Origin of the sequence: Cohnella zeiphila (assembly GCF_014212055.1) — a bacterium.
Classification (GTDB): domain Bacteria; phylum Bacillota; class Bacilli; order Paenibacillales; family Paenibacillaceae; genus Cohnella; species Cohnella zeiphila.
Genome location: NZ_JACJVO010000031.1, coordinates 18,184 through 35,924, shown reverse-complemented (window position 1 = coordinate 35,924; position 17,741 = coordinate 18,184). Strand labels below are relative to the sequence as shown.

The following is a 17,741-nucleotide window of genomic DNA, read 5'->3' as shown; positions in this document are numbered from 1 at the left end:
GATGGCGGTCGTCTGGCTTCTGACGGTGTTCGGGATCCTTTATGTGATTCAGCGGCAGGTTTTCCGAAGGTGGGGAACGCGCGGAATCCGCTACAAAAGAACGTTTAGCCACGCGTACGCATTCGCCGGCCAGCGCGTGACGCTGATCGAGGAGATCGTCAATGCCAAGCTGCTGCCGATGCCGTGGGTTCGCGTCGAGACGATGATGCCGTCCTGGCTTCGGTTCGACAACAGCGGCGCCGAGATGACGGTCAGCTCCGGGCAGCTGCTGCAGAACCACGCCAGCCTGTTCAGCCTCTCGCCGTTCACGAAGGTGCTGCGCAAGCACGAAGTGACGTGCGCGCGGCGGGGCGTGTTCCGCATCTCCAGCTTGACGTGCTCGCTGGGCGATCTGCTCGGAACGCCGGCCGGGCATCTCACCTTCGCCGCCGACGCGCAGATCGTCGTGTTTCCCCGGCTCAAGGAGGTCGGGGACCTTCCCGCATCCGTCCGCCAGTTCATGCAAAGCGCGATCGGCATTCAGGAGTCGTTCCGCGAGGACCACTTCCAGGTTGCCGGCGTTCGCGCTTACCGCAGCGGAGATTCGCTCAAGCAGGTGAACTGGAGCGCTACGGCGAAGACCGGCGAGCTGCTCGTCAACAAGCGCGAGACGATGGCCGATAACGACGTCATTCTGGTGCTGAACGCTGAGCTGCTCGACGATTCCGAGCACCGGCGCATTTTCCCCAAGGACTTCGAAGAAGCGCTCAGCGGGGCGGCATCGATCGCCAGCCGCCTGATCGAGGGCGGGGGCAAGGTCGGGCTCGTGTTCAACGGCCGGGTTGAGGGGCTGGAGGAAGTGCCGCTCCGCGTCGAGCCAAGGGCGGGCCGGGAGCATCTGTTCCGCCTTCTTGGTCTGATGTCGCGTTTCGAGGCGGCTACCCGCCGGGAGCTGACCTACGTGCTCGAGGAGATGGCGGCTTCCGGCTTGCGGGATTCCCGGCTGCTGCTCATGACGGCTTTCTTGACCCCCAAGCAAAAGCAGCTCGTCGACCGGCTCCGCGCGGCGGGCAACCGGGTGGAGACGATGCTGCTGTACCGGGAGGCGACGGCATGACGACTTTCGACGAAGCTCGCAGGCGGGGAGCGCCGTTCTGGCGCGCGGCGGCGCTGTCGCTCGCGCTGCTGCCCGTCGCGCTGTCGTTCTCCGCGGCATATTTCCCGGACCGTTCCGACACGTGGCTGTGGCTGCTGGCCGTTTTCGCGGCGGCGCTGCTCGGACGTTCGCTGATCGGCATCCGCTACTTGCCCCCGTGGCTGCAGTCCGTCCTGCTGCTGGCGGCCGGGATTGCGGCGGCCGTCCATTGGCGCGCGGAGTGGGCGGCGCCCGCCGGCTATCTCGGCGTCGCCTGGTGGACGGGAAGCCTGAGCGTCCGTCTGCCTCGGACTTCCGTCGCCTTGACCGGCATCGCGGCGAACGCGGTTGCGCTTATCGCGGTCCAGTGGGCGCCCGGTCTGGCGCCGTACCGGACGCTCTGGATCGTCGCGGGCATCGTCTGGTTCGCGGAGCTTCTCTATGCCATGCACGCCGCCATGCTGGCGTCGGCGGGCCTGGAGAGCGGCATCGTCACGCGGATCGTGTCGAGATCGAGCCGCATTTATGTAACGGGGATGCTGGTCGCCGTGCTCATCGTCTACTTGGCGACGAGCGACTTCCATTTGTGGCGAGAGATCGTTCACTTTATAAACTCGATCCTGCCGCACTCCAAGCCCGGCCAGCCGGAGCAGACGCCGGAGGCCCCTCCCGCCGCCACGCCGATGCTGCCGACGGAGGGGACGTCCAAGCCGGGGTTATTGTCGAAGATTCTGAACGTCGTGATGTACGTTTTCGCCGGGGCTATCGCCGCGGGGCTTCTATGGCTGCTGGTGCGCCGGTTTCTGCTCAACCGCGAATGGCTGCGAACCGTGCGGGATCGGCTGCGGGCGCTGCTTGCCCGCATGTTCCGGCAGAAGGAGCCGCCCGCGGCGCTTGCCTATACGGACGAGAAGGAGAGCTTGCTCGACATCGGCAAGGCGCTGCGCCAGGTCCAGAACCGCTGGCGCCAGCGCGGCCGCCGCAAGCCGCTCACCCGGCAGGAATGGGATTCGCTGCCGGCGGAAGCCAAAGTCCGGCGTCTCTATCAGGACTCGGTGGCGGCCGGCGTCGGGAAGGGCTTCGCCTTGCGGGCGTCCGACGCGCCGCAGGAGACGCTCGATTCGCTGGAAGCCTGGTACGAGGGCCAGGCATCCGCCGCCCGGGGCGGCGGGTTCGCTCCGGCGGCCTGGCTGAAGCGGACGCGCCGGACGCTGCTCGTCCTCTACTGGAAGACGAGGTACGGCGGGCGGGAGGCGACTCCGGAAGAGCTGGCCGAGCTGGCCGCGGAGTATCCCTGGGGCGAACGCAAGTAAGGCGCTTGACCTTCTGCTGCGAGCAGGTCGCCTTGTCGCTTTTCGGCAAGTAGGCTGCAGGCGCTTCAACCGGCCCTTCATGCACTCGGTGGACCGCCCTGGGGAATGCGGCCGACCCGCAGAACGTTAAAGGGAATTTCTCCGCTTATTTTTCGGGAAAACGGTCTTCTTGGCGCTTTTAAGGGAAAACCTCCGTTTATTTTGCCGATTGCATGCCCGATTCGAGGATTCTCCTCTAATTAAAGGGAGCTTTTCCCTTTAAACTGCGAGAGCTGGGGGCCGCTCGGAAAATAAGAGGAGGAATTCCCGCTCATGCGCGTGGGTATCTTTGCCGATCGTTTGGGCAGGCCGCGTCCAGGGCTCGCGCGTGGATCGCGCATGTTCCGGGGAGAGCCTTGAGGAGCGGCATTTTGTCGGCGATCGACCGCCGATCCTCCTTTCACCCGTCTCTGCGGACTCCGACTCAGGCCCGGGCCTTCACAGCCGGCTCTCCCTCCGGAAGTCGCGGGGCGAGCGGCGGGCGATCTTTTTGAACGTTTTGCCGAAATGGGAGAAGTTGTCGAAGCCGGTGGCGATGGCGATGTCGGCGACGGAACGGTCGGTGTCCCGCAGCAGACGCTGCGCTTCCTTGATTCGGGTCAGGGCGATATAATCGGAGAAGGTGAATCCCGTCACCTCCTTGAACGTGCGGCTCAGATGGTACGGGCTGACGTAAAAACGTTCCGCAAGCTCGCCCAGCTTGAGCGGCTCCCCGTAATGGCCGTTGATGTGCCGGACGACATCCGAGATTTTGGCGATTTTGGGGGAACGGTCGTCCTCGGCGGCGGACAGCGGAAAATCGCGTACATACCGCCCCGCGAGCAGCAGCAGGTCGGTCAGGGCCCGCGGCGGGACAAGCTCGTATCCCGGCGGCTTGAGGCGAATCTCGTCGATTGCCCGGCGCACGATCCGGTCGGCCGTCCGCTGCTCGGCGGGCGGGAGCCGCAGCACCGGGCTGGCCTGCCGGAACGGCTCGAGCAGCAGCTTCGCATGCCCGCCGAACTGCTGGCCGGCGTAGGCGTCGTCGAAGTGGATGACGAACCGCTCATGGCCGGGATCCCGGGATTGCAGCGTTTTGTGCAGGACGTTAGGGGAGATGAACACCAGGTCGCCCGCCTCCACCGTGTAAGTCCGGTCTTGAACGAAGTAAATCCGGCTTCCGGAGAGCAGGTAGTAAATTTCGTAGAACGGGTGGAAATGGTCGATCTGCATCGTGTAGGGCTCGGTTCGCCTCACGTACTCCATGTAAAGCGCTCGCATGCTTCCGAAGCTCCAGGCTTCCATGTCCATTCGTCACCTTCTCCTTTTGCGCAAGATATGCGGGGTCCCGGCCAAATTCCGCATCATTTGAGCAGAAGTATAGCACTCCGTTGCGTTAAAATGAAGGAAATCGCGCAAAGGCGAAGGGAGAAGCGAAATGGCGAAGAAGAAATACGTGCTCGTCGGAACCGGCGGCCGGGCCGAATTTTTCTACGGGGCGATTGCCTCGTCCTATCGGGACACGTCGGATCTGACAGCGTTCTGCGATATCAACCAGACCCGCATGGATTATGCGAACAAGCTGCTTCAGGAGAAGTACGGCTATCCGGCCGTCCGCACCTACAAGACGGAAGAGTTCGACCGGATGATCGAAGAGCAGAAGCCGGACGCGGTGATCGTGACCAGCGTCGACCGGACGCATCATCGGTACATCATTCGGGCGATGGAGCTTGGCTGCGATGTCATCACGGAGAAGCCGATGACCGTCGACGAGAAAAAATGCCAGGAGATCGTGGACGCGGTCAAGCGGACCGGCCGCAACGTTCGGGTGACGTTCAACTACCGTTATGCGCCGCACCACACCAAGGCTCGGGAGCTGATCGCCTCCGGCGTGATCGGCCAGGTTCAATCCGTTCACTTCGAATGGCTGCTCAACACGCAGCACGGGGCCGATTATTTCCGCCGTTGGCACCGCGACAAGCGCAACAGCGGCGGCCTGCTCGTGCACAAGTCGACGCATCACTTCGACCTGGTCAACTTCTGGATTGCGTCCCAGCCGGAGACGGTGTTCGCGTTCGGCGACCTGTTGTTCTACGGCCGCGAGAACGCCGAGCGTCGGGGCGTGACTTCGTTCTACGAGCGCGCCACCGGCAATCCGATCGCCAAGGAAGATCCGTTCGCGCTGCACCTGGACTCGAACGAGCATCTGAAGGCGATGTATCTGGACGCCGAGCATGAGGACGGCTACCGCCGCGACCAGAGCGTTTTCGGAGACGGGATCAGCATCGAGGATACGATGGGCGTCATCGTCCGCTACCGCAACCAGGCGATTCTGACGTACTCGCTGACGGCTTACGCGCCTTGGGAAGGGTACCGGATCGCGTTCAACGGGAACAAGGGACGCATCGAGATGGAAGTTGTCGAGCAATCCTACGTCAATTCCGGCGGCGACAAGGCGGACGAAGGCGCAATTAAGGGCAAAAGAATTCGCGTGATGCCGATGTTCGGAGCTCCTTACGAGGCGAATGTGGGGGAAGGCGCAGGCGGACATGGAGGCGGCGACCCGGTGCTGTTGAACGACCTGTTCGGCACGCCGGTGGACGACCCATGGAACCGCGCGGCCAACCATGTGGACGGGGCGCGTTCCATCTTGACCGGCATCGCCGCGAATCGTTCGATTCGCACCGGCCAAGCCGTGCAAATCGCGGATTTGGTGAAATTCGACTAAGCTAGGCAGACCGGCAGGGAACCGATGCGGGAAGCGGAGTCGCGAGGAGGGCCTCAGGCCTTTCTCGCACCCGCTTTTCGCCGCGGCGGTTCTCTCCGGATTTTTTCGTGAAGGGGAAATGGACGAATGAAGCCTTTTCTGGATCAGGACTTCCTGCTTGCAAGCGAGACGGCGAAACGGCTGTACCACGACTACGCCGAACGGATGCCGATCATCGATTACCACTGCCACTTGAGCCCTCAGGAAATCTGGGAGAACAAAGCTTACGACAATCTGACGCAGGTCTGGCTGTATGGGGACCACTACAAGTGGCGGGCGATGCGCGCCAACGGAACCTCCGAGAAGCTGGTCACCGGAGGCGAAGGCGTAAGCGATTACGACCGGTTCCTGGCCTGGGCGCAGACAATGCCGAAGACGCTCGGCAATCCGCTGTTCCACTGGTCTCATCTCGAGCTGCGCCGGTATTTCGGCATCGAGGAAGTGCTTAGCGAGCAGACGGCCCCCGTCGTCTGGGAAAAGGCGAACGCCAAGCTGCAAGGGCCGAACGGTTGGCGGGTTCGCGACTTCATCGTCCGTTCCGGCGTCGAAGTCGTCTGCACGACGGACGATCCGGCCGATTCCCTGGAATACCATCTGAAGATTCGCGGCTTGTCGGATTTCCCGGTGAAGGTGCTGCCGTCGTTCCGCCCGGACAAGGCGCTGGAAATTCGCCGCGCGACCTTCCTGCCTTGGCTGGAGCGGCTGAAGGAAGCGTCGGGCTCGCCGGTCGGCTCGTACGGGGAGCTGCTCGCCGCATTGGAAGCGCGGGCGCAGTTCTTCCACGACACGGGCTGCCGGGTTTCGGACCACGCGCTCGACGTGATGGGCTATGCCGAGGCGACCCGCGAGGAAGCGGCGGCCATCTTCGCCAAGGCGCTGGCCGGCGAGACGGTCAGCGAAGAGGAGGAGCGCAAGTATAAGTCGCACACGCTCGTGTTCCTCGGCCGGATCTATGCGCGGCTCGGCTGGACGATGCAGTACCACATCAATGCCGCCCGCAACAATAACTCGCGCATGTTCGCCCGTCTCGGCCCGGACACCGGCTACGACTCGATCGGCGACAGCCCGGTCGGAGAGCCGCTCGTCCGCCTGCTCGACGCGCTGGACAAGGATGACGCGCTGCCCAAGACGGTCGTCTACTCGCTTAATCCGAATCATCTGTACGTGCTGGGCTCGGCGATCGGCAGCTTCCAGGGCGGCGTTCCCGGCAAAATGCAGCTCGGTTCGGCCTGGTGGTTCAACGACACGCGGGACGGCATGGTCGAGCAGCTTAAGGCGCTGGCCAACCTCGGCCTGCTCAGCCGTTTCGTCGGTATGCTGACCGACTCCCGCAGCTTCCTGTCGTACACGCGCCACGAGTACTTCCGCCGCATCCTGTGCAACCTGATCGGCGAATGGGCGGAGAACGGCGAAGTCCCGAACGATCTGGAACTGCTCGGCGGCATGGTGCAGGACATTTCCTACAACAACGCGAAACGCTACTTCGAATTTTAACTCCAAACCGGCTGCGCGAAGCTCTTTTTTCTGCGCAGCTGGTTTTTTTCCTAAGCGACATCCTGTTCGCAACCAGACCGTCACGCCGTTCGTTTCATGTAGGATGAGGCCATGGAAGGCGGCGATTTTCTGAGAAAGGCATGGACCACGACGCTGATTTTCCTCGCGCTCTGCTGTCTTGCCGCATGCGCGAACGGCAAAGCCGCGGCCATTAAACAGATGGCTGCGGCGGAGAAAGGAACTTATAGCATCTGCGTGTTCTGGGACGGCGAGCAAACGGATTAACAAATTTTAACGATGGAAATGGTAAATGCCGTGAATTCCGAGAAAGTGCTGAAAACCATGAACGTAAGCAACGTAACCTTCGTGAGTTTGCACGATAAATCGCAGAAATTTAACTACAAAAAACTTTTGAACATCAAACAATCCCCAACCGTCGTTTTGTTGGACGATCGGAACATTCTGCTGCAAACCGCGGACCCCAAGGAAGTCGAAGCCTATGCGGAGAAGTCGCGCGGCAAGGTAGCGCAAACCTCGAACAGTTCGATAACGAACAGGGGCGATCCCGCAGTCATCTTCCGATGACGGGATCGCCCCTGTTCGCGCAAATGCGATTGTTTACGCTTTGCTGGCGGCCGCTTTTTGCACTTCGGCCACCGCTTTCTCGTAGGTGTCGGAGTCCATCACCCGGCGCGCGCCGAGGTAACGGGTCGCGTAATACTTCTCATCCAAGTCGGAGATCGTAACGCCCTTGGATGCGGAATGCGCGAATTTGTTGTCTCCAACATAAATTCCTACGTGAGAGACGCCGCTGCCGCTGGTGTTGAAGAACACCAGATCGCCGGGTCTCAGGTCTTTCTTTGCGACCTTATCGCCCATCTCGGACTGCGCCTGCGACGAATGCGGAAGCTTGACGCCGAGCTTCTTGAACACATAGGCCGTAAAGCCCGAGCAGTCGAAGCCGTCCGTCGTCGTGCCGCCGTAATCGTAGTCGATTCCGATCAGCTTGTGGATGGTCGTGTCCAGTTTGGAATCCGCGAATGCGCTTCCGGCCTGGAACGCCAGGACCACGATAAGGCCAAGCAGAATGGCAGTGAACTTGCGCAACACGGTGACTCCTTCCAATTGCCTGCGAGGTTAGCTGGAGGGTTCGGTTGAAGGCACCCTATGATCCTTGCCAGAGGCGGGATCAATTCACCCGGAAAAACTGGTTCCCCCGTTTCCCTGTGCACGGGAATTCGGCAGTTTTCGCACATGGCTTAAGGTATTCTTTATGTTGGGTCGAATTTCCTGCTACGACGAGATTAGAATTCTTTCATCTATTTCTCATTTTTCTCGACAAAAATAGACGCCCGGCCGGCGTCCGCTTGTGCGGAAGACGGTCGGGCGAAGGCGAGGAAACGCGGAGCGGGGCGGAGATTGCGGATGAGACGGGCGCGCAAGATGGGGCGCCCGCCAGGAAGATCGGATCAGCCGGCGGATTCCGGCTTCCATAATTCATACTGGGATGCGGAGGTCCAAAGCGCGATCAGGGAACGCACCAACTGGAAGCCCTGATGAAGAGCGACGGCGAAGAATCCGGTCCACAGGAGGGCCGCCGTCGTGACGACCAGGGATGCGGCCGCGCCGAGGCCGATGATGGCCAGCGAGACCCCGCACAGCGGCAGCGCCACGCGGAAGGCGCGAAGCAGCCCTTGCAGGATGCCGCGTCCGGAGGCGGCGCCGAACTGCATGAACTGCGACGCGAGGTGAACGGCGAAGCCCCAGGCCGCCCAGGCGAGCAGATAAGGGAGCATGGCGCGAAGCCAATCCTGAAGCGACGGGTCGGCGAAGAAAAGGGCTTTCGCCATCGGCGCGATCCAGACGGCGGGCAGAAGCAGCAGAACGTTCTCCAGCGCGTACAGCAGCGCGACGGGCTTCCAGCGGCGGCGAATGCCGCTAAGCACGCGCGTTCCTTGCGCCTCGTCGGAATGATAGAACGAATAGTAGAGACCCGCGTTGACGAGCGGCGTGATCGCCATGCGGATCAGGAACAGGCCGGCGAGCAGCCACAGCGTCTCGTGGGCGATATCCGTCTTGAGCAGCCGGAACTGCGCCTCGATCAGAAAAAGGCGGAGTGCGTTCGGATCCGGATGGTCGTCGGGAAAACGGGCCAGGATGGGAGAGACCAGCGAATCGACAAAGCGATACAGGAAAAATCCCCACAGCAGCCGGTAAAGGAACAGAACGACCAGAACGTATTTGTGTCGAAGCGCCATCTGCCATCCCCTGCGAACGAAAATTCGCAATTCGATCACCTCACCATGCCAATGTGCCGATCAGGCCGTCGATAATCTTGGACAGGCCGATGTCCAGCCGGGTTCTCGCCTTCTCGGGTACTTCCGCCTTCAAGTAATTGTTGAACCTCAGGTTGTCGAGCACGACCGCCTGCGAAGGATCGACGGCTACGTAAAGCAGCGGCTCGGGATGCTTCACCTGCAGCTGCTCGCGGTCATGTACGCCGTTCCACGTCTTGGTTACCGTGCTTCCGTCGGCGAAGCGGAACAATACCGTGACCGGCTCCGCGCTGCCTCCGTTGCGCCGCAGCAGAATGTTGGACACGTACCCGCCTCCGGAAGCGGGGCGAGAATCGACCGAAGCGACGGAGAAATCGGACATCTGCCCCCTATAGACATACGCGGAGAAGAAGTCGTTCCATTTCTCTCGGGTCACGTTCTCGACGACTTTCTGGAAGTCGGCGGTGGACGGATGCTTGAACCGATACTTTTGGAAGTAGGCCCGCATGATCTTGCTCATCGTTTTCTCGCCGACCCGCTTCTCGATCGCCGTCAGCACGAGTTTGCCTCGCAGATAGACATTTTCCGCATAGCCGTCCGAACCGTTGTAACGCCAGGAGTCGAGCTTGAGCGGCTCCGGGTCGGTCAGATAGCTGGCTTCGACCGTGTTGTTCGAATGAACGCCGTAGATGGCGGCCATCAGCTTATCCTCCGTATAGGAAGTGAACCCTTCGTCAAGCCAGGCCTCTTCGAACTCGTTGGAAGCGACCATGCCGTACCAATACTGGTGCGCGATCTCGTGCACGACCGTGCGTTCCAGCTCGTAGCCGGGACTTGCGCTCTTCGCCGCGGCGGCGGTTACCAGCGTCGGATACTCCATGCCGCCCGCTCCGCTCGCATCGGCCGGCGGGACGACGATCGACAAGGTGGAGTAAGGATAGTCTCCGTACCATTGACCGAGCAGGGACAGCGCGGATTTGGCGGCGTGCAGGTACCGGTCCTTCAGGTTTTTCTGCGAAGGGTCCAGGTACAGCTGAACGCGGACGCCGGGAACGCCCTCGGAAGAGAAGCTCTCCACCGCGTACTGGAACGAAGGTGAAGCCGACCAGCCGAAGTCGTGCACGTCATCGGCGTAGAACTGATAAACTTTGCGGCCGTTCGCGACGGTGGGCATCCTCGTCTGGAAGCCGGTGGCGGCCACCTTGTCCGCTGCCGGGACGTTGATTTTCACGCTGTAGATGCCGAAGTCGGAATAGAATTCGGAATTGCCGTGATACTGGTGGGCGTTCCAGCCTTCCGCCGTGCGGCCGCGGGTGCCGGCCGGCTCGTAGACGGCGATCTTCGGAAACCATTGGCCCGCCATGACGAAGTCGCCCGCTTTGCCCATCCGCGCGAACACCTGCGGGAGCTTGACGGTGAACTTCATGACCAGCGTCGTTTTCTCGCCGGGCTGAATGGGCTTGGGAAGACGGAACGACGCGAGCGTCTTGTCCGATGTGTTGCCGTCGTCAGGCTGCACGTAGCGAAGACGGGGCAGCAGCGTTTCGCCTTCTTCGGTCTCCAGCGCCGTCAAGTTCATCGAGCCGTAACTGCCAGGGGTCATCCTGTCCCCCCGCAGCTGACCGCCGGATTCCTTAATGAAGGTGCTGCCCGGAGAGAAAGCGTTCGGGTACAAGTGGAGGTAGATGTCGCTGACGGCTTTCCGACCGGGGTTGCGCCAAGTGACGGTCTGCTCGCCCGTGAGCGTGCCGTCGTCCTGAAGCGTCACGGAGATGTGGTATTCCGTCACCCGATTGCTGAGCACGACGGGCTTCGGAGCGATCGGCATGTCGGCCCCCGAATCGGCGCCGGAGGAAGCTTCGAGCGACCCGGAGCCGGCCGGGTCCGGCGTCGCCTCCGACTGCGACATGGCGGGCAGGGCGTACTGGTCCAGCCAGGCGTCGGCGAACCCGAACCGGACCGAGACGAGAAGCAGAGCGGCGGAGATCGCCAGGATGAGAACGCGGTACATGCGGCGATGGGGCATACGATAAACCCTCCCGTTGACAAGCATCTAGGGCATGTATATGTCGCATGTCCCAAGATTATATCTGCGGGGATTTACTTGTCCCGGTGACCGGCTATTCGTTACAATAGGGCTAGGTAAGGTTGGAGGATGGAGGTCAAACCATGAGCGACGACAAGCAGCCGGCTCCGGAGAAGAAGAAGCTGGCGCTCAACGTAGTAAGCGATAAGAAGCACAAAGGGTTCGGGGCGGGCAGCATCGACCTGAGTCAGGTGGCCTGCATTATCATCGACGGAGACGAAGCCTACATCGACGTCGGGGCGATGCACGCGAAGAGCAAGGTGGAGCGGGGAATCAAGTTCTCTCCGAATAAAGAAGACGTTCCGAACGGACGCCCCGCCTGGGTCGTGTGGGTGGCGGTGGACCGGAACGAGGAAGGCAGCTACTATGCGGGAGCCACCTCCTGCGAGATGCTGATCGACTCGGAGGCGCGGCGCGGCTGGAAAATTCTCGCGGATCACGTGAACCGCCTGGATGCGGCCATCAAGCGGCGCTACTTGCTGGAGAATCTCGGTTCCGGGCAGAAGGCCGCGCTGGTCAAGCTGCTGCAGGAGCACAACCAAGAATGGTGGGACCGTTCGCCGCAGGAGCTCAAAGATTTGCTTATCTGATTTTGCTTGACGCCGCCGGGCAGGGAACTTACGATTCCCTGCCCGGTTTGCGTATCGGGCGAATTTTATGAACCTATAAGATTCTGGGTCCGTTTACAGGGAAAATGTTCAAATGCATGCGACGGCTGGCATCGCATTCAGTGGAGGCTGGAGAGACTCGGGAGGCGGCTATGTACGGGAACGGATCGGAAGAGGCGAGAACGGCGGCCGGGCAGGGGACGGAGGCATCCGAGGCCCGGGAAAGCCGGGATCTGGCCGAACGGGCGAAGTTCGGCGATACGGAGGCGTTCGGAGAACTGATCGAGCGGCATCGCAAGCGCGCGAAAGGGTGGGCCCAGCGGATGACCGGGGATCCGCATCTGGCCGACGACATCGTGCAGGACGCGCTCATTCGCGCTTTTCTCCATATCGGTTCGCTTCAGGATACGAGCCGCTTTTTGCCATGGCTGCACAAGATCGTGCGCAACCAGGCGAACATGCGGCTTCGAAGGGGAGGTCCCGGCAGACGGGAGAAGCCGTTCGCCTCCTTCGCCGCGCCGACGGCCCGCGACCGGGTCGATTGGGACGACCTGGACAGCGTGCTCCATCATCTGACCCGCTGCGCCGCCGACGCCGCGAAGACCGACCACGATCCGGAGCGGCATCTGCTCAGGCAGGAGCTCTATGAGACGATCCATTCGGTGCTGCATTGCCTGACCCGCAAGGAACGGGGGATCTTCGAGGCGTATTTCTTCAGACAATTGTCGCCGGACGAGATCGCCGCCCTGTACCGGATGACGACGGGCTCCGTCTACACGTACATCCATCGTTCCCGCCGGAAGCTCCGGCAGGAGCACATCCGCGTCTCTCTCGGCCTACTTCCCGAGAAGGGAGAGAACGCCATGGCGAGAAGGAAGCTGCTCGAGCTGCCGGAGTGGCCGGCCCGCGACGCCGTCAATCTGACGTTCGTCGATCGGATCGGCCACCTGCTTGCGGCGTTGGAGGATCGGCGCGACCTGTCTGAGCTGATGGGCTTGTCCGGCTTCGCTTTCCGCATGCAAATCTCCGACAAAACGACGTTCGCCGACGGCATCTACATGTTCGATTGGCGGGAGACGCTTCGGACGCTGATGCGGGAACTCGGTTACGAGACGACGCTTCTGTGCGGCCAGTTGTCGGATTCGCCCGTTCCGCTGCTTGGAGCCGTCGAGCGTTTTCCCGTCGTGCTGCCGATCGAAGAGGCCGTTCTTCCGACGATCCGCCAGTCGATCGATGCCGGGCGGCCCGTGCTTTACTTCGACACGTCCGCCGCGAGGCCTTACGTGCACGAATGGTCGCTCATTTACGGCTATGACGACGAAGAACGAACCGTTCGGCTGACCGACGCGATGCGGCCGGACGGCAAGACGGTGTCTTACGAGGAGGTGGCGGACAATCCCGTCCGGTTCCTCGCGACGTTCCGGCGGCAGCCGGAACGCGAAGAGACCGCCGTTCGGAGCGAGACATCCGCACAGACGCGCCTCCGGGCGGAGGCCGCGATTCGGTCCGCGGTGGCGCACGCACGCAACGAGAGGGCTTACCGCCCGATGACGGTCTATCTGTCCTATACGTCGGGCCTTGCCGCGTACGATCGATGGATTCGGCACTTGCGGGCCGGCCCGGCATCCCCTCCGAACCGGTACGGCATGGGACAACTGGCCGCCGTGTATGCCGAGGCAAAGAAACACGCCGCGCGATATTTAAGGCTCGTTCCGCTGGAAGGAGAAGCGATGCGGCTAACGCTGCTCGCTTCGGAAGCTTACGAGCAGGCGGCCGAAGCGATCGGCGCCGTCAGCGCCGCGGTTCCGTTCGCGCGCGCGGCGGAGATGCTGTCGCCCGAGCTGTGCGAGAAATGCGCGAAGCTGTTGGAGACGGCGAAAGCGTTCGAGGCCGCCGCGACCGGTTATTTGGAGAAGGCGATCGGCTATTTCGAGAAGGAGCTGCGGGCATGAGCGAGAAAACGGAGATTCGATTGATGACGGATTTTGCGAATTTGCACAACCTGATGAATGCCAAAGAGTCGTTCGAACGGGCCCGGCCCGACGTGCGGATTACGATCGGGCAGGCAGCCGATCATTATGAGTTGATGCGGGCGTACAAGTCCGAAGAGCCGCCGGACATCATCGAGTCGGGCGGCTGGGCGCTGTTCAACTACAAAGGCATGTTCGTCGACTTGCTTCCCTGCATCGACGAGATGCCGGGCATGCGCGGCGATCTGAACCCCGGCATCGTCCGCGTCGCCTGCAAGGACGGCAGCCTTCCGGGATTGCCGGTGGACGTGGCGCTGCCATTGATCGCCTTCAACAAGGAGTTATTCGATCGGGCCGGTCTGGCGTATCCGACCGACGACTGGACGTGGGAGGAGATGATGGAGCTCGCCCGCAAGCTGACGATCCGCGACGAACGCGGCGTGGCGACGCAGTTCGGCTTCGGCATCGGCGTAGATATCGAGGAGCTGGAGCCGTTCGTCATGCGCAACGGAGGCCGGTATGTATCGCCGGACGGGCTGACGGCCCGCGGATGCGTCGATCAACCGGCCGTTGCGGAAGCGTTCCGGCTGCTGATCGACGCTTACCGAGTCCACCGCGTGATCCGCAACCCGGGGGAGCCTTCGGAAGCGGGACACTTGCACGAAGGATTCGGAATGGTTTTCGCATTTACCTGGTTCGTCGGAGGTCTCGTTCATCATGGGCTGGACGACAAGTTCGGCGTCGTGGGCCTGCCGAACATGCCGGGTGCCGAGCAAGCCAACATGATCTACATGGGCGCGGCGGGGATCACGTCGAAGTCGCGGCATCCGCGTCCGGCCTGGGAGTTCCTGCGCCACTACGTCTTGGAGCGCCCGGAAGCGTTCCGCCAACCTCGGACGCTGCCGGTCACCGGCTCGCTGGCGGAGCGCAGCGGAATGAAGGATCACCGCCTCTGGTCGCGTTACGTTCGGGAGTTGGAGAACGTTCGGATCAGCGCCTTCTACATGAACGAGAAATGGAACTCGTCCCGACAGCTCATTAACGAAGAAGTCCAACGTATGATTCTGGACGGTACCGATATCGGCCATACGCTCAAGTCGTGGACGAGGTTCGCATAAGACGCGCCCTAGAGGCACCTCAAACGCCTCGACAGATCGCGCTTATCCAAGGATGAACGAAAGGGAAAATCTCCTCTTATGTAAGCGAAATCGCATCATTCAGGCAATCGGAATGGAATTTCTCCCTTTATTTCCGGCAAGACCGGAAAACGCGCGGTTTAAGCCCGAATAGAGGGTGAAATTCCGGTTCATGTCATCCGATAAGCCTTGCAGCGGCAATTAAAGGGAGATTTTCCCGTTTACACCCGCCGGCGGGCGGACTTCCGTTCGTTCGTCGGCCGCCTTCCGGACGATGGCCAAGCCGCTACGGCGCCCGCCGCATGAACCTTTCCGCGTCCCTGCGGAATCCGTATTGCTCGTACAGGCCGTGGGCGTCCCGGGTACCGAGAAATCCGGGAATACGCTCGTATTCCCGGACGATCGCCCCCACCAGCATTTTCCCCAAACCTTTGCCCCTCTCGTCTTCGTCGATGTACACATCGCACAAATAATACACGGTCGCCCCGTCCGTTACGACCCGGGCGAAGCCGATCTGCACGCCGCCGCGGTAAAGGCCGTAGCATACCGAATGCTCGATCGCTTGCCGGGTCGCCTCCTCGGGCCGGCCGTTTGCCCAGTAGCTGCGTGCCAGAAAACCGCAGATTACAGGGAGTTGAAGCAGCGACTTGTCGTCGCTGACCAGATACTCGCCTTCGCGCAGTTCCAACCGAATCCCCTCCCTTGGATGAAATATTTCCCATTATAGGAGGGGCGGGGGAAGCTGTAAACGCCGATTTTCAGAATCGGGGCGGCATTACGCTTTATGGCCCCACCAATGGCGCATCCGGCCCCACCAGGAGGACGGCCCGCGTTCTTCCGGCACTTGTTCGGAGCGGCCGTGAAGCGAGCACTTCTCCGTCGGCTCCGTTCCGGCGATGAACGTCTCGCGCGCCCTGCGCGGACAATCCGGCGAAGCCAGCAGCCCCGTATCGGGGTCGATGTCGACGCTGACGACCCCTTCGGGCACGGAGAACGGATGGGCGGGAACGCCGGCGAGCGCATGCTCCGTAAATTCGGCGAAGATCGGCGCGGCCCGGTGGGACTCGACCGACGAGATGGCGCGCCCGCGGTCGTGCCCGACCCAGACGGACGTGGCCAGCTCGGGCGTGTAGCCGACGAACCAAGCGTCTGACATCGTCGTGCCCGACTTGCCGGCGGTCGGCCGGGTGAGCATCCTCGACACGCGATGCCCGGTTCCGCCGGTGTCGAAGACGCTTCTCATCAAGTCGCTGAGCACGTAGGCGAGAGCGGGCGACAGGATTTGCTCCTTGCGCGGGTGAGCCTCGTACAGGACGCGGCCGCTCTGGTCGGTAATCTTCAGGATGGCGGTCGGTTCGACCCGCGTTCCGCTGGCCGCGAACGCCGTGAAAGCCGAAGCCATCTCGTACGGGCTGACCGGGAACGTCCCGAGCGCGAGGGACGGGACAGGATCCAGCTTCGACGTGATGCCCAGCCTTCGAGCCATAGAGATGACTTCCTGCGGGCCCAGCTGCATGATCGTGTTCACCGCGTAGATGTTGTCGGAAGAGCGGATCGCCTGGCGCAAGCCGATCTCTCCGTTAAAGTAGCGGTCGTTAAAGTTGCTAGGCGTATAGACGTGCCGGTAATTGTCGTAGTAGAAAACCGTCGGCTCGCTCCGGAAGCGGGTCACCGGCGTCACGGCCTGTTCGTCGAGGGCGGCGGCGTACAATATCGGCTTGAACGAGGAACCGGGCTGGCGCGTCGTCGCGAACACGCGGTTGAACGGATTTTTGGCGTAATCGCGCCCCCCGACCATCGCCTTGATGTAGCCGGTCGCCGGGTCGATGGAGACGAGCGCGGCTTGCAGATCGCTGTCCGACGGCATCCGGTGCTCGATCGCTTCTTCCGCCGCCTGCTGCATCTTGCTGTCGAGCGTCGTGTAGATTTGCAGGCCGCCTTCGCTCAGCAGCCGCTCGTCCCATTGCACGCGATCCGCGGCAAGCTTGCGGACGTAATCGACGAAATAGGGGGCCACGCGTCCTTTGTCCTTGGGCAATGGCTGCACCCGGTAACTTCCGCTGCGGCCTGCGTCGTTGGCCTGCCGGGACGTGATGGCGCCCGTCTCCGTCATCGCCTGCAGCACGGTCCGCTGACGGGTGCGGGCTTGATCCGGATGCAGGTGGGGGGAATAGTAGCTGGGCCCTTTCGGAATGCCGGCCAGCAGCGCGCTCTCCGGCAGCGTAAGATCCTTGGCGGCTTTGCCGAAGTAGAGCCTGGCGGCCGCTTCCGCGCCGTAGACGCCGTGTCCGTAGTAGATTTGATTCAGATACATCTCCAGAATCTGATCCTTGGAGAAGGTCTGCTCCAGCTTGGCGGCGTAGAGCGCCTCTTTTACTTTGCGCTTCCACGTCCGCTCATGGGACAGGTACAGATTGCGGGCAAGCTGCTGGGTCAGCGTGCTGGCGCCTTGCTCTTTCGACAGATGGCGAACGTCGACCCAGGCGGCTCTCATCAAGCCCTTGACGTCGAGGCCGGAATGCTCGTAGAAGCGGCGGTCTTCCACGGCCAGCGTCGCTTTGATCAGCCACGGAGAAATATCGCGAAGAGCAACGGTGCGCCGGTCGACGCCGCCTTGAAGGGAGGCGAGCACGCGGCCGCCCGAGTCGTAAATTTGCGTGGACTGCGGGAAAGAGGCCGCCGGCAGCGGCACGGTGCGAACGAGAAAGGCCAGCGCGGCCAGCGTTAGAATGATGGCGGTGGAGCCGAACAACGCGAGCCAGCCGAACCGCCGCAGGAATGGACGATCGCGTCGTTTGCGGGCGGATCTTGTTATTTCCCGGGACATATTGTCGTCCGCGGAAGCGGACGATCCGGAGGGCGAGAGCGACGGGCGGTCGACGGGACCGTTCATATCCGATACCTCCTTCCGTTTCCCCTTATTATGGTAAGAGGGGAAGGATCTTATTCTTTCGAAGCT

The 17,741-nt window shown here is 61.9% G+C and carries 14 protein-coding genes and 1 riboswitch; of the genes, 8 read left to right on the top strand and 6 right to left on the bottom strand.

Translation table 11 applies throughout. The annotated features are described in order from the left end of the window. The first annotated feature begins 1 nt into the window (after position 1). Both H7C18_RS22965 and H7C18_RS22960 read left to right on the top strand, forming a co-directional pair. Positions 2-1,096, top strand: a complete 1,095-nt coding sequence (locus tag H7C18_RS22965; protein WP_185131452.1) for a DUF58 domain-containing protein — start codon at positions 2-4, stop codon at positions 1,094-1,096. Next, positions 1,093-2,427, top strand: a complete 1,335-nt coding sequence (locus H7C18_RS22960; RefSeq protein ID WP_185131451.1) for a hypothetical protein — start codon at positions 1,093-1,095, stop codon at positions 2,425-2,427. Before H7C18_RS22965 ends, H7C18_RS22960 begins: the two co-directional genes overlap by 4 nt. A gap of 477 nt (positions 2,428-2,904) precedes the next feature. Here H7C18_RS22960 and H7C18_RS22955 read toward each other — a convergent pair whose 3' ends face one another. Further along, positions 2,905-3,756: a helix-turn-helix transcriptional regulator gene (locus H7C18_RS22955; protein ID WP_185131450.1), complete on the bottom strand. Its 852-nt coding sequence runs from the start codon at positions 3,754-3,756 to the stop codon at positions 2,905-2,907. Positions 3,757-3,883: 127 nt separating this feature from the next. Between H7C18_RS22955 and H7C18_RS22950 the strand changes: the two genes are divergently transcribed. The 3 genes from H7C18_RS22950 (at position 3,884) to H7C18_RS22940 (ending at position 6,991) form a co-directional block, all read left to right on the top strand. Then, positions 3,884-5,173, top strand: a complete 1,290-nt coding sequence (locus tag H7C18_RS22950; protein WP_185131449.1) for a Gfo/Idh/MocA family oxidoreductase — start codon at positions 3,884-3,886, stop codon at positions 5,171-5,173. Between the two features lie 126 nt (positions 5,174-5,299). Next, positions 5,300-6,706 carry a glucuronate isomerase gene (gene uxaC / locus H7C18_RS22945; RefSeq protein ID WP_185131448.1) on the top strand — a complete coding sequence of 469 codons (1,407 nt, stop codon included), beginning with the start codon at positions 5,300-5,302 and terminating at the stop codon, positions 6,704-6,706. A 111-nt stretch (positions 6,707-6,817) separates the two neighbouring features. Continuing rightward, positions 6,818-6,991, top strand: coding sequence for a hypothetical protein (locus H7C18_RS22940; protein ID WP_185131447.1), 174 nt, complete (start codon positions 6,818-6,820; stop codon positions 6,989-6,991). 333 nt (positions 6,992-7,324) lie between these two features. Here H7C18_RS22940 and H7C18_RS22935 read toward each other — a convergent pair whose 3' ends face one another. The 3 genes from H7C18_RS22935 to H7C18_RS22925 all read right to left on the bottom strand — a co-directional run bounded on the left by H7C18_RS22935 (position 7,325) and on the right by H7C18_RS22925 (position 11,008). Next, on the bottom strand, positions 7,325-7,816 hold the full coding sequence (locus tag H7C18_RS22935) for an NlpC/P60 family protein (RefSeq protein ID WP_185131446.1): 492 nt from the start codon (positions 7,814-7,816) through the stop codon (positions 7,325-7,327). Between the two features lies 1 nt (position 7,817). Next, positions 7,818-7,960, bottom strand: a riboswitch (cyclic di-AMP (ydaO/yuaA leader). Positions 7,961-8,175: 215 nt separating this feature from the next. Further along, positions 8,176-8,964 (bottom strand): hypothetical protein, encoded by a 789-nt coding sequence (locus tag H7C18_RS22930; RefSeq protein WP_185131445.1) that lies wholly within the window; start codon positions 8,962-8,964, stop codon positions 8,176-8,178. Positions 8,965-9,004: 40 nt separating this feature from the next. Further along, positions 9,005-11,008 (bottom strand): M1 family metallopeptidase, encoded by a 2,004-nt coding sequence (locus H7C18_RS22925; protein WP_185131444.1) that lies wholly within the window; start codon positions 11,006-11,008, stop codon positions 9,005-9,007. A gap of 143 nt (positions 11,009-11,151) precedes the next feature. Here H7C18_RS22925 and H7C18_RS22920 point away from each other — a divergent pair, with 143 nt between their 5' ends. From H7C18_RS22920 to H7C18_RS22910, 3 genes are all read left to right on the top strand, one after another. Then, complete coding sequence (locus tag H7C18_RS22920; protein ID WP_185131443.1) at positions 11,152-11,658, top strand: YwhD family protein; 507 nt, start codon at positions 11,152-11,154, stop codon at positions 11,656-11,658. A 170-nt stretch (positions 11,659-11,828) separates the two neighbouring features. Continuing rightward, positions 11,829-13,628, top strand: coding sequence for an RNA polymerase sigma factor (locus H7C18_RS22915; protein WP_185131442.1), 1,800 nt, complete (start codon positions 11,829-11,831; stop codon positions 13,626-13,628). After that, positions 13,625-14,764 (top strand): ABC transporter substrate-binding protein, encoded by a 1,140-nt coding sequence (locus H7C18_RS22910; RefSeq protein WP_185131441.1) that lies wholly within the window; start codon positions 13,625-13,627, stop codon positions 14,762-14,764. Before H7C18_RS22915 ends, H7C18_RS22910 begins: the two co-directional genes overlap by 4 nt. Positions 14,765-15,068: 304 nt before the next feature. On the opposite strand, the gene H7C18_RS22905 is transcribed toward H7C18_RS22910, so the two are convergent. Next, complete coding sequence (locus H7C18_RS22905; RefSeq protein WP_185131440.1) at positions 15,069-15,470, bottom strand: GNAT family N-acetyltransferase; 402 nt, start codon at positions 15,468-15,470, stop codon at positions 15,069-15,071. A gap of 87 nt (positions 15,471-15,557) precedes the next feature. After that, positions 15,558-17,675, bottom strand: a complete 2,118-nt coding sequence (locus H7C18_RS22900) for a transglycosylase domain-containing protein (protein WP_238357897.1) — start codon at positions 17,673-17,675, stop codon at positions 15,558-15,560. Positions 17,676-17,741 lie beyond the last annotated feature (66 nt).

Excerpts from the sequence above, each read along its gene's own strand:
- H7C18_RS22965 (WP_185131452.1), top strand. The coding sequence starts at position 2 with ATGGCGGTCGTCTGGCTTCTGACGGTGTTCGGGATCCTTTATGTGATT.
- H7C18_RS22960 (WP_185131451.1), top strand. The coding sequence starts at position 1,093 with ATGACGACTTTCGACGAAGCTCGCAGGCGGGGAGCGCCGTTCTGGCGC.
- H7C18_RS22955 (WP_185131450.1), bottom strand. The coding sequence starts at position 3,756 with ATGGACATGGAAGCCTGGAGCTTCGGAAGCATGCGAGCGCTTTACATG.
- H7C18_RS22950 (WP_185131449.1), top strand. The coding sequence starts at position 3,884 with ATGGCGAAGAAGAAATACGTGCTCGTCGGAACCGGCGGCCGGGCCGAA.
- uxaC (WP_185131448.1), top strand. The coding sequence starts at position 5,300 with ATGAAGCCTTTTCTGGATCAGGACTTCCTGCTTGCAAGCGAGACGGCG.
- H7C18_RS22940 (WP_185131447.1), top strand. The coding sequence starts at position 6,818 with ATGGAAGGCGGCGATTTTCTGAGAAAGGCATGGACCACGACGCTGATT.
- H7C18_RS22930 (WP_185131445.1), bottom strand. The coding sequence starts at position 8,964 with ATGGCGCTTCGACACAAATACGTTCTGGTCGTTCTGTTCCTTTACCGG.
- H7C18_RS22925 (WP_185131444.1), bottom strand. The coding sequence starts at position 11,008 with ATGCCCCATCGCCGCATGTACCGCGTTCTCATCCTGGCGATCTCCGCC.
- H7C18_RS22920 (WP_185131443.1), top strand. The coding sequence starts at position 11,152 with ATGAGCGACGACAAGCAGCCGGCTCCGGAGAAGAAGAAGCTGGCGCTC.
- H7C18_RS22915 (WP_185131442.1), top strand. The coding sequence starts at position 11,829 with ATGTACGGGAACGGATCGGAAGAGGCGAGAACGGCGGCCGGGCAGGGG.
- H7C18_RS22910 (WP_185131441.1), top strand. The coding sequence starts at position 13,625 with ATGAGCGAGAAAACGGAGATTCGATTGATGACGGATTTTGCGAATTTG.
- H7C18_RS22900 (WP_238357897.1), bottom strand. The coding sequence starts at position 17,675 with ATGAACGGTCCCGTCGACCGCCCGTCGCTCTCGCCCTCCGGATCGTCC.